The sequence below is a fragment of the Rhodococcus sp. 05-2255-1e genome (assembly GCF_002259025.1).
Classification (GTDB): Bacteria; Actinomycetota; Actinomycetes; order Mycobacteriales; family Mycobacteriaceae; genus Rhodococcoides; species Rhodococcoides fascians.
Genome location: NZ_NOZE01000034.1, coordinates 1 through 11,176 on the forward strand (window position 1 = coordinate 1; position 11,176 = coordinate 11,176).

Sequence of the window (11,176 nt, forward strand, 5' to 3'; positions counted from 1 at the left end):
GCGTTCATCGGACCGTCCGGCTGCGGTAAGTCGACCGTCCTGCGTTCGCTCAACCGTATGCACGAGGTCACGCCCGGCGCTCGCGTCGAAGGTTCGGTGACGCTGCGCGGCGGGACTGCCAGAGTGACGTCGGAGACGGCATGGAACTTGCCGTAGTAGATGTTGACGTCCTTGAGATCGAGACGCTTTGCCATGTTCTGATTCCTTAGGATTCTCTGGAGTCGGGTGGGTCAGAAGTTCTTGGGCGAGAAGAACTTCGAGACCAACTTCGCGCCGATGTTGAGTATTGCGACGATCAGGATCAGCGTCAGGGCTGCTCCCCACATGCGCTCCGCGGTGAGCACGCCGGTTCCTGCTTTCTGCAGGTCGACCATCATGAGCGGCAGTGACGTCTGCGGCCCCTCGAAAATGTTGAAGTTGATAGCGGTGGCCGAGCCGACCAGGATCAGCACCGGAGCCGTCTCACCCATGACTCGGGCCAGCGCCAGCATGATGCCGGTGACGATGCCGGAGAGCGCGGTGGGGATGACGATCTTGGCGATGGTCTTCCACTTCGGCACGCCCAGTGCGTAGGACGCCTCGCGCAGGTCCTGCGGAACGATGCGCAGCATCTCCTCGGCCGACCGCACGATGACCGGAATCATCAGCAGCACGAGGGCGAAGGCAACGGCGACACCGGAGCGCTGGAACCCGAAGGTGGCGATCCACAGCGCGTAGATGAACAGGGCCGCGACGATCGACGGAACACCGGTGAGGATGTCGACCATGAACGTCGTGACCTTGGCCAGTTTGGTCCCTGCGCCGTACTCGACGAGGTAGATGGCGACGAAGATGCCGATCGGGATGGAGATGACGGCGCAGAACAGTCCTTGCAGGAGGGTTCCCACGATCGCGTGGTACGCACCACCGCCGGCGATGAACTGGGTGATTCCGGCCTGCGAGTTCTGCCACCAGGCCGGTGCGACCACAGCGGACAGTCCACGTGAGATCACCGTGTAGAGCACCCAGATCAGTGGTACGAGGGCGACGAGCACCGACAGGCTGACGAGAATCGTCGCCGCGAGGTTCGACGCCTTGCGCCGGGCGCTGACGCCCTGGAACGTGGGCTCCTTGACGGGCTTGTCCATGGTTGCGGTCATGGGTCAGTCCTTCTTTCCGGCGATGGCGGCGCGGGCACCGGCGTTGACGACGAAGGTCAGGACGAACAGCACCAGACCGGCGGCGATGTAGGCACCGGCCTGCAGCGGGTTGTTGAACTCGCCTGCTGCCAGCGCGATCTTGGTCGCGAAGGTGGAACCGCCGTCGAACAACGTTCCGCCGAAGGTCGCCTGGGTGCTGCGGATGATGATGTAGAGCGCGATGGTCTCACCGAGTGCGCGTCCGAGGCCGAGCATCGAACCGCTGACGAAGCCGGACTTGCCGAACGGAATGACCGTGGTGCGAACAACTTCCCAGCGAGTGGCTCCGAGCGCGAGAGCCGCCTCGACCTGGCCCTTGGGCGTCTGGACGAACACCTCACGGGTGACGGCGGCAATGATCGGCAGGATCATCACGGCGAGCACGATGCCGCCGGTGAAGATGGTGCCGCCGCCTGCGATCGATACCGAGCCGGTGCTGAACAGCGGGAACCAGCTCAGCGACGAGTTCAGCCATTCGGCGAACGGGCTGATCGCCGGGGCCAGGACGTACAGGCCCCAGAGGCCGAAGACGATCGACGGGACGGCGGCGAGGAGGTCGATGACGTAGCCGAGCGGTCCGGCAACACGCTTGGGTGCGTAGTTGGTCAGATAGATCGCGATACCGAGCGCGACGGGCATCGCCAGGATCAGAGCGAACAACGACACGGTGACGGTGACCAGAAACAGGTCGAGTACACCGAACACCATTGCCGAGGTGTTCGAGGTGTCCCACGCGCCGTTGTAGGTCAGGAAGTTGACCGTGTTGTTGGACAGTGAGGGAATCGCTCGCCAGAGCAGGAAGATGCCGACCGCAGCGATCAGGGCGATGATGAAGATGCCCGAGCCCTTGGCCAAGCCGGAGAAGATCCTGTCACCGGGACGGGTGACCGTCCCCGATGTTTTCGAGTCTGACAATTGTGGTTCTTCCGGTTCGTGGGCGGCACCTGTGGTAGGCACGGTAGCCGCTGAGGGGATGCCGGTGATCGAGTGGGTGTCGCTCATACCGCTCACTGTCTCGTGTCGATGCAGGGTGGTCCGCCTTCGGCCCGCGTCACCGCGAGCCGAAGGCGAAACCGGGTTTATCGAGGATCAGGCGATCGCTTCGATGGCGGTGACCAGGCGTTCCTTGAATGCGTCGGGCAGCGGCACGTAACCGGCTTCTTCGAGGCCCTGCTGGCCCTCGTTGGCTGCACTGAGCAGGAAGGACTTGACTGCTGCCGTGGTGTCGGCGTCGTAGCCCTTCGAGCAGACGATCTCGTAGGTCGCGAGGACCAGCGGGTAGGTGTCCGCTGCGTCGCTGGCGTAGAGGCCGTCGATGTCGATGACGAGGTCGTTGCCCTCGCCCTTGAACTTCGCGGCGTCGATTGCCTTGCCTGCGGTCTCGCTGCTCAGCTCGACCGGTCCGTTACCGAAGTCGACAGCGGCCTTGCCCAGCGACTCCTGGTCGGCGAAGCCCTTCTCTACGTAGGTGATGGCACCGGGGGTGGCGGCGACGGCCTGGGCGACGCCCGAGGATCCGTTGGCACCTTCGCCGACGCCGCCGGCCCAATCGGAGCTGTGGTTCAGCGTCCATGCCTCGGGAGCGGATGCCGCGAGGAAGCGCTGGAAGTTGTCGCTGGTGCCCGACGAGTCGGAGCGGTAGACCGGGGTGATCGCGGTCGACGGGAGCGTTGCGCCCTCGTTGAGTGCGGCGATGGCCGGGTCGTTCCAGGTGGTGATCTTGCCGGTGAAGATCTGCGCGATGACGTCGGGGTTCAGCACCAGGTTGTCGACACCGTCGACGTTGTAGGCCACTGCGACCGGGCCGAAGACCAGCGGCAGGTTCCACGCCGGGTTGTTGGCGCAGCGCACGGCGGCCTGTGCGGCCTGGTCGTCCTTGATGGACGAGTCGGAGCCGGCGAAGTCGACGAGGCCCGCGACGAACTGCGTGCGGCCGTTGCCCGAACCACTGGTGGTGTACTCGACGGCCTTGCCTGCGCAGACGCCGGAGTAGATCGAGGTGAAGTTGGACATGGCGTTCTGCTGTGCGGACGAGCCTTCACCGGTCAACGGGGACTTGCCTTCGCACGAAGCCGAGGACTGCGATGCACCGTCCGTGGTGGCGACGTTCGCGTCGCTACCGCATGCGGCCAGCAACATGGCACTGACTGCCACTGCACTCATGAGAGCACCGTTGCGCTTGAGGTTCACCTGTTTCCTCCGAGGAATCTTGGGCCGTGATCGCGGCGCGAACTCGAGGTTCGCGCTGCGACTGTGAAGGTGCCGGCTCAGAAGAACCCTCGCACCAGGCAGCGTAGGTTGCCGCCCAGAGAGAAAGGTAAAGGCAGGTGGTAGACGTTTACCCCCGCGTGGGTGAACGGAAGATGAACACCGTGCTGGAAATGTCCGATTACGCGGTCCGCGCGTACGCGGCGTCGACGTGGTAATTCGCGAACCCGAGCTTGGTGTACGTGTGCACCGCCGCGGTGTTGTCGGCCTCGACGTACAGCATGATCTGGTCCAGTTCGCGACCGCGCAGATAATGCAGCCCGGCCAGGGTCAGTACCCGTCCGAGACCGCGACCCTGCGACTGCGGATCGATACCGACCACGTACACCTCACCGATGGCCGGGTCGTTGCCCCCAGGGAGTGGAGCCTGCGGAACGACCCGATCCTCAGCGGCGTGAACTTTCGTCCAGTGGAATCCGAGCAGGTGGTCGCTGCCTTCCTCGAAGGCCAGGAAGAGACCCGCCGGATCGAACCACGGCTCGTCTCGCCGCGACGCGATGTCGCGGTCGGTCCAGCCGCCCTGCTCGGGATGCCAGGAGAACGCCGCGTTGTTCACCCTCAACAATTCGGCATCGTCCTGGTGCCCACGATAGGTTCGCAGCGAAATACCTTGTGGTACAACCACATCGGGCAGTTCGGGCTCTGCTGCAGCCCGCCGCATCTGCAGCAGTTCCCGGGCCACCGTCAGCCCGAGCGCACGCGCCACGGACTGTGCTGCGGGCAGATTTCCGTGCGCCCAGATCCGCGTGTCGGAGCCGAGATCGAGTGCGCTGCTGACCAATCGCCGACCTATGCCGCGACCGCGATACTCCGGATCGACCACTGCCTCGGCCATACCGTCGGCGACGCCGACGTACCCGACGACTCGATCTGCGTCGGTAGCAACGAATCGAACGACGCCCTGACCCGCGTCGACGGCCTTGACGGCCTGTTCCGAGAGCGGCGCAGTCCCGTCGACTTCGGTTGCACGCGAAAGGATCCGGTGAATCTCGTCGCTGACGCGCGAGGACGGTGCGTCGCCGTCGAGGGGGTGGACGTCGAACGCAGTATCCGAATTCATCTACGAGAGCGTACTCTCTTGCTCGAACTCGAAATCCGCATCGTCGGAATCGCCGGCCATGGCGTCCGGAGCCGTACCGCCCTTGGAGTTACGCGACGGACGCACGGCCTTGTAGCCCACGTTCCGCACCGTTCCGATCAGCGACTCGTACTCGGTGCCGAGCTTGGCGCGGAGGCGTCGAACATGGACGTCGACGGTGCGAGTGCCACCGAAGAAGTCGTAGCCCCACACTTCCTGGAGCAACTGGGCGCGGGTGAAGACGCGGCCCGCATGTTGAGCCAGGTACTTCAGCAGCTCGAATTCCTTGTAGGTCAGATCGAGTGGGCGACCGCGCAACCGCGCGGTGTACGTGCCCTCGTCGATGACCAACTCACCGAGCGTGATCTTGCCCGACGTCTCGGGACTCGCAACCCCGCCGCTTCGGCCGACCAACAGACGTAGCCGAGCGTCCAGTTCCGCGGGACCCGTGCCGGGCAGCAGGATGTCGTCGAGCCCCCAGTCGGAATTGACTGCGACCAGGCCGCCTTCGGTCAGGACCGCGACCACGGGGATGGCCGAGCCGGTACTACCTAGCAGCCGACACAGACCGCGAGCAGCAGCCAGATCGGTACGTGCATCCACCAGCGCGATGTCGGCGGAACCGGCTTCGAGAAGAGAAGACACCTCGGTCGGTACCGGCCGGATGTGGTGAGCCAGCAACGCGAGAGACGGGAGTACGCCCTCCGGATTGGGATCGGAGGTCAGTAACAGGAGCTCCACTGCGTCTCCGTTCTTACCGCTGGCCGGTCCAGCCGACGCTGGAATCGAGTGATCGTCAAGGACACAGACTAGCTTGTCCGTACAACCGGTCGAAGCGGGCAGTACGCGATGCTTCGGTCACAATGGACCGGTGCGCACACTTCTCATCGGACTCGTCAGCCTGTTGGCCCTCGCGCTCGTCGTCGATTTCGGGGCCGCGGCCTACTCCGAATATCGCGTCTCGCGCGCCATCCGCGACGGCGGCGAACTCACCTCGGACCCCCAAGTGATCGTGCACGGTTTTCCGTTCCTCACCCAGGCCGCCGACGGCCGCTATCAAAACATCGAGATCCGAGCCCAGGACGTCCCGACCGAATACGTCGGCTCGACGACCATCGAAGCCAATCTGCGCGGCGTCCACATCGCCCTGTCCGACCTGATCGACAACAACGTCCGCGACATCCCGGTGGACGAGCTCGACGGCCGCGTCCGCATCGAGGCAACCGATCTCGGACGGTTCCTCGGCATCGTCGACCTGCAGGTTTCGGCACCTCCGGCCGACAAGTCCGACGGCACGGGCGGCTCCGGCGGGTCGGGCAAGACCACCGCCGGTGGCGTCGTACTGACGGGAACGGTTCCGGTGGGACCGCTGCAGACCACCGTCAGCGTGCAGGCCGACCTTCTGCTCGAAGGTGACAGTGTCGCCATCGTGGCATCGGACTTCTACTTCGGACCGGAGGGGCAGGCCGACTTCACGATTCCCGATTTCGCCAAGCCCACAGTTCTCGGCCTGTTCACCAAGACCATCGAACGCCAGAGCCTGCCGTTCGGACTGCTGCCGACGGACGTCTACGCGGAGGGTTCACAGATCGTCGTCGAAGGGTCGGGAGAGAACGTGAACATCGACCTCAACGAGATCGAAAAGCCGTGACAGGGATCACAGTTCTGGTTGTCGTGGCGGTCCTTGCCGTTGCTGTCGGACTGATTCTGCGTCGTCGTTCCGGTGCCGTACGCACCATCGCGTCCACCGATTCCGACGACCTTCTCCCGCTGCTCGTCGATGCGGGCGTCACCTCGGGAACTCCGACGATTTTGCACTTCTCGGCGGACTGGTGTGGTCCGTGCGCTGCCGTGCGTCGTGTGGTGCATCAGGTTCTCGCCGACCGCACCGACGCACGCGAAGTCGAACTCGACATCGATGCTCAGCCTGTTCTCGCCCGTGAACTCGGAGTGCTCTCGCTGCCGACGACCTTCGTCCTCGACGGAGAACTGCGTCGGCGTTCGAGAATTGCCGGCGTGCCGTCGGCCGCAGCCCTGCGCGAGGCTCTCGACGCGCTGTAGGGCAAGAGCTACTCAGGTGGGCGGTACGACGCGCCCCTGGTAACGGGTAGGATGCACTTCGTGTTCTCCCGCCGCGAGCTCATGCTCACCAGTCGACGCACGGTTGATCTGTGCCGACTGGGCGGTTGTTGCTGTCGCTGCTGCTGATTTCCGTCTGCCGCCACGCCCATGCGTGATGCCGGCCCGATGATCGAAATCCACATCCGAGCACCGGCGACAAGCCGTGCCCCGGCCTCGCACAGGAGTACCTCTCGATGTCGACATCCGACACCCACACCACCACGATCGACCAGGTCGACGTCCGTGGTCCGCGCTTCGCCGCGTGGATCACCACCGCAGTTCTGGTCGTCGTCCTCCTCGCGAGCACGGTCTCGGTTCCCGCAGCGGCAATCCTGCTGGGGCTCCAGGCGATCGTGTTCGGAATCGGAGCCGTCCGCGGACCCAAGCACAGTCCGTACGGCACGATCTACGCGACATTCGTCGCGCCGCGGCGCTCACCGACCACAGAACGTGAGCCGGTGGCCCCGTTGAAGTTCGCCCAACTGGTGGGCTTCGTGTTCGCCGCCGTCGGAGTCCTCGGATTCGCTCTCGGCGCTCCCGTCGTCGGCACCGTAGCGACAGGCTTCGCGCTCTTCGCGGCGTTTCTCAACGCAGCGTTCGCAGTGTGCCTGGGCTGCATGATCTACCCCCTCGCAGCTCGATTGCGCGGCAACTCGCGCACCGCAGCGTGACAACTACCCCCTGATCCGACAAGAAAGACCGAAAGGAACACCATGGCTCGCTCCGACGTCCTGGTCTCTGCCGACTGGGCCGAGCAGAACCTGAACGCACCGAAGATCGTCTTCGTCGAGGTCGACGAAGACGCCAGCGCCTACGACGGCGGACACATCGAAGGTGCGGTCAAGCTCGACTGGCGCAAGGACCTGCAGGACCCGGTTCGCCGCGACTTCCTCGATCAGGAGCAGTTCTCCGGCTTGCTCTCGGCCAAGGGCATCAGCAACGACGACACCGTCGTGCTCTACGGCGGAAACAACAACTGGTTCGCCGCCTACGCCTATTGGTACTTCAAGCTGTACGGCCACAAGGACGTCAAGCTGATCGACGGCGGCCGCAAGAAGTGGGAACTCGACGGCCGCCCGCTGTCGAAGGACGTCGTCAGCCGGGAGAACACCCACTACCGCGCCGAGGCCCCGGATCTGTCGATCCGCGCGTTCCGCGACGAGGTCATCGACGCCATCGGCAACAAGAACCTGATCGACGTGCGCTCCCCCGACGAGTTCTCCGGCAAGATCCTCGCGCCGGCACACCTCCCGCAGGAGCAGGCTCAGCAGCGTGGCCACGTCCCGTCCGCGATCAACATCCCGTGGAGCACCACCGCCAACGAGGACGGCACGTTCAAGTCCGACGAGGCACTCGAAGAGCTGTACAAGACCAAGGGCTACGACGACAGCAAGGCCACCATCGCCTACTGCCGCATCGGTGAGCGCTCGAGCCACACCTGGTTCGTGCTCAAGGAGCTCCTCGGCAAGGAAGACGTCAAGAACTACGACGGCAGCTGGGTCGAATACGGCTCCCTCGTCGGAGCACCCATCGAATTGGAGGTTCACTGATATGTGTGGAGCACCCGTGCAGGGTCAGACCATCCCCGCAGGCGTCGACGTCGAGAAGGAAACGGTCATCACCGGCCGTGTCCTCGCCGGCGACGGTGAGCCGGTAGCGGGCGCATTCGTCCGTCTCCTCGACGGCACCGGCGAATTCACCGCCGAGGTCGTCGCGTCGGGAACCGGCGATTTCCGCTTCTTCGCTGCCCCCGGACAGTGGACGCTGCGGGCGTTGTCCGCATCGGGCAACGGCGACACCGTCATCACGCCCGAGGGCGCGGGCGTGCACTCGGCCGACGTCACCGTCGGAGTCTGAGTCACCGAACCGATCACGCAGAAGAACCCCGCACCTGGCAACCAGGTGGGGGGTTCTTTTCGTCGTTCTAGCCGACCGCTCGCGCCGGCTCGGGGACCGTGGAGTACTGCGGCGGGAACATGCCGGGAGGTACCGGAATGCCCTGGGATTCGAGGAAGGCACCGAGGTCGCTGACACGAGTCTGCGTCCGCGGCTCCGGCAGCACCCGGGATTCCTGGGCGGGCGCGGGCGTCTCGGGTGCCTGGGTCTGGGGTGCCTGGGTCTGGGGTGCCTGGGTTCCGGGGGTGGCCGGGTCGACCGCGGGAGGCGCGTTCTTCTTCTCGCGTTCGGTGCGGGCGAGATCGGTCACCCAGGCGACCATCTTTTCGCTTTCCCACTCGACCCCGTCGTTGGGGTCGTTGTACCAGTAGGACAGGTGCTGCAGAAAGCCGATCGCCAAGTAGGGGCCGAGCACGACGTCGACGATGCCCTTGTTGTTCTCCACCAGGCCCTCGCCCTCGGCACGCAACTTCGCCTTCACCGTTTCGGCACCCGGACCGAGGGCCCAGTTGAGATCGGCAAGTAGTTGATCGGGCGACAGCGCTGCTGCAGCCTTCGCGTCGTCCACCTGATACTGCCGGTCGGAGACTTTGACGAGAACCTGCAGGAGCGTCTCGTCCGACTCGAGCCACGACTTGTTCGTGGCGATATCGATGATCGCGCGGGTGGCAATGGAGGCGACCGTCCGACCGAAGTCAGAGACGGTCTGCACCGGGTTGAGCAGCGTCAACCGCATCTGACCGAGTACACCGAGCGCCAGCTGCAGCAGTTCGATCTTGTCCGGCGAGTCGCAGGCGAGATCGTAGGGACGACACGACCAGGTGACCTTGTCCGTCATCGACCCGTAGTCCCGCGGCGCCTGGTCCATGAAGCCGCCGAGCGACTGGCCCACCTCGTCACCGAAGTTCGGCACACCGGCCGGGCGGTAGGGCGACCCCACCATGACGACACCGACGACGTCGTCGGACGTGACGAGAGCATTGGGATCACGGTGGCCGAGTTCCATCGTCACGCGATCGAGAATTTCGCCGCCGACGCTGTATCCCAGGAGCGCGAACTTGGTCTTCTCACCGCACTTGGTCTTGTACTCGTCCATCAACCGATTGGTCGACGCGATGCCGTCGGCGATCGACTCCTGGTAGGTCGGCACGTTGTCGAGTACGTCGAAGCCGTAAGTGGAGGAATACGGGACGTAGAGCCAGCCGACGGTGCCGGGGCTGTCCGCGTTCGCCTCACCGACCGGAACGGTGACGTTGCCGACCCAGTTCGACGCGATCGTCTGCGCTTCTTCGTTGAGCGGATTGCGATCGGAGTCCGAGTCGGTGGCTCCGGACACCGCCAACAGCAGTACGTCCGGGCAGTCCTGCGCGTAGTTGTTCGGATCGATGTTCGGACCCTGAGACGAACCGAAGTCGGCCGAACCCGACTCTGCCGAACCCGAATCGGACGATCCCGAGTCGGGCGCGGCCAGCGCAGCAGCGGGAGCTGCAAGGGCCAACGCCAAGGTGACAACCGCCGATCGAACCAATACGGAACCGAACGACGATGTCAGAACACGCTTACGACGCAGCATTTCTGCAGAGACCTCCCCAGCCTTACAAGACAACAGCCTTTTCGACACACAAAGTGAATTCGTCGGCGCTCTCGAAGTCGAGAGCCCGACGCCCCCGGGAAGAAGGTACCTGCTCGAGTCGATTTCGCCATCACTACGAGTGATCCAGGGCACTGCGGGCCGCAAACATGGTGGTGTGTCACCAATGCCACAGCGCGGAAACGGACCGTTGTCATCGACCGGTCTCGCCGCGGGTTAAACTCGGTTCCGTGGTCATCTTCTTCGAGGTATTGCTGGCGCTTGCGGCAGTAGCCATCATCGCGTTCTCGCTCTATGTCGTCTACCGACTGGTCAACGACGAGTCGTGACGGAACCGGGCGCGGGCAACCCCGACAGCATCGACGACGGACTGGGCACCCCTATCACCAGCGGTGACCAAGCCATTTCGGCTGCCGAGCAGAAGTTCGCCGAGGCGTCGGCGCGCAACATCCCGGTGCTGCCCGACATCCCCCATCCGGACGACACCGCAAACCTGCGGCTCGGCCCCGATCTGCACCCGTCGATGCTGGCGCTGCTGCCACTCGTCGGCGTGTGGCGCGGTCAGGGCGAGGGGCACGATCCCGAAACGGACACCGACTATCCCTTCGGTCAGCAGATCGTCGTCTCCCATGACGGCGGCAGCTACCTCAGCTGGGAATCGCGCTCATGGAGACTCGATTCCGACGGTAATTACGCGCACCCCGACCTTCGGGAGACCGGGTTCTGGCGCATCAGCGGCGGCAACGGAGTCAAGGGGTCCAAGGACGAAGAAGTCGTCGAGCTGCTGCTGACGCACAGCACCGGCGTCGTCGAACTGTATTACGGTCACGCCCTGACCCAGTCGTCCTGGGAACTTGCCACCGACGTCGTCATCCGCAGCACCTCGGGCGCGCTGGTGGGCGGAGCTCGCCGCCTGTACGGAATCGTCGAGGGCGGGGATCTGGCGTACGTCGAGGAACGTGTCGTCGCCGACGGCCCGCTCGCACCGCGTCTGTCGGCCCGCCTCACCCGCTACATCGGCTGACGCAGAATCTTTTTCGGATC

At 64.6% G+C, this 11,176-nt stretch carries 12 protein-coding genes and 1 pseudogene; 7 read left to right on the top strand and 6 right to left on the bottom strand.

Going from position 1 to position 11,176, the window contains the following annotated elements; genetic code table 11:
* Nucleotides 1–105, top strand: a pseudogene (locus CH262_RS21735) (ATP-binding cassette domain-containing protein); the annotation flags it as partial.
* Nucleotides 106–230: 125 nt separating this feature from the next.
* Here the strand turns inward: CH262_RS21735 and pstA are convergent.
* The 5 genes from pstA to CH262_RS21765 all read right to left on the bottom strand — a co-directional run bounded on the left by pstA (nucleotide 231) and on the right by CH262_RS21765 (nucleotide 5,265).
* Entirely contained in the window at nucleotides 231–1,139 is a 909-nt protein-coding gene (gene pstA, locus CH262_RS21745; RefSeq protein WP_027495870.1) for a phosphate ABC transporter permease PstA, read from the bottom strand.
* 3 nt (nucleotides 1,140–1,142) lie between these two features.
* Complete coding sequence (gene pstC, locus CH262_RS21750) at nucleotides 1,143–2,180, bottom strand: phosphate ABC transporter permease subunit PstC (protein ID WP_027495869.1); 1,038 nt, start codon at nucleotides 2,178–2,180, stop codon at nucleotides 1,143–1,145.
* An 87-nt stretch (nucleotides 2,181–2,267) separates the two neighbouring features.
* Nucleotides 2,268–3,368: a phosphate ABC transporter substrate-binding protein PstS gene (gene pstS, locus CH262_RS21755; RefSeq protein WP_032367500.1), complete on the bottom strand. Its 1,101-nt coding sequence runs from the start codon at nucleotides 3,366–3,368 to the stop codon at nucleotides 2,268–2,270.
* 199 nt (nucleotides 3,369–3,567) lie between these two features.
* On the bottom strand, nucleotides 3,568–4,506 hold the full coding sequence (gene mshD / locus CH262_RS21760) for a mycothiol synthase (protein WP_094718464.1): 939 nt from the start codon (nucleotides 4,504–4,506) through the stop codon (nucleotides 3,568–3,570).
* On the bottom strand, nucleotides 4,507–5,265 hold the full coding sequence (locus CH262_RS21765) for a winged helix-turn-helix transcriptional regulator (RefSeq protein ID WP_027495866.1): 759 nt from the start codon (nucleotides 5,263–5,265) through the stop codon (nucleotides 4,507–4,509). It abuts the gene before it with no gap.
* A 130-nt stretch (nucleotides 5,266–5,395) separates the two neighbouring features.
* Between CH262_RS21765 and CH262_RS21770 the strand changes: the two genes are divergently transcribed.
* The 5 genes from CH262_RS21770 to CH262_RS21790 all read left to right on the top strand — a co-directional run bounded on the left by CH262_RS21770 (nucleotide 5,396) and on the right by CH262_RS21790 (nucleotide 8,502).
* Complete coding sequence (locus CH262_RS21770; protein ID WP_027495865.1) at nucleotides 5,396–6,175, top strand: LmeA family phospholipid-binding protein; 780 nt, start codon at nucleotides 5,396–5,398, stop codon at nucleotides 6,173–6,175.
* Nucleotides 6,172–6,585, top strand: coding sequence for a thioredoxin family protein (locus tag CH262_RS21775; protein WP_032367498.1), 414 nt, complete (start codon nucleotides 6,172–6,174; stop codon nucleotides 6,583–6,585). The genes CH262_RS21770 and CH262_RS21775 overlap by 4 nt, the downstream gene beginning before the upstream one ends.
* Nucleotides 6,586–6,839: 254 nt before the next feature.
* Nucleotides 6,840–7,316: a DUF4395 domain-containing protein gene (locus CH262_RS21780; protein ID WP_027495863.1), complete on the top strand. Its 477-nt coding sequence runs from the start codon at nucleotides 6,840–6,842 to the stop codon at nucleotides 7,314–7,316.
* 42 nt (nucleotides 7,317–7,358) lie between these two features.
* Entirely contained in the window at nucleotides 7,359–8,195 is an 837-nt protein-coding gene (locus tag CH262_RS21785) for a sulfurtransferase (protein ID WP_094718465.1), read from the top strand.
* 1 nt (nucleotide 8,196) lies between these two features.
* A complete protein-coding gene (locus tag CH262_RS21790; protein WP_008719402.1) occupies nucleotides 8,197–8,502 on the top strand; it encodes a DUF1416 domain-containing protein in 306 nt (101 codons plus the stop codon).
* A gap of 67 nt (nucleotides 8,503–8,569) precedes the next feature.
* On the opposite strand, the gene CH262_RS21795 is transcribed toward CH262_RS21790, so the two are convergent.
* A complete protein-coding gene (locus CH262_RS21795) occupies nucleotides 8,570–10,114 on the bottom strand; it encodes a cutinase family protein (RefSeq protein ID WP_094718466.1) in 1,545 nt (514 codons plus the stop codon).
* Between the two features lie 376 nt (nucleotides 10,115–10,490).
* Here CH262_RS21795 and CH262_RS21800 point away from each other — a divergent pair, with 376 nt between their 5' ends.
* Nucleotides 10,491–11,156: an FABP family protein gene (locus CH262_RS21800; RefSeq protein ID WP_094718477.1), complete on the top strand. Its 666-nt coding sequence runs from the start codon at nucleotides 10,491–10,493 to the stop codon at nucleotides 11,154–11,156.
* The last annotated feature ends 20 nt before the right edge of the window (nucleotides 11,157–11,176 follow it).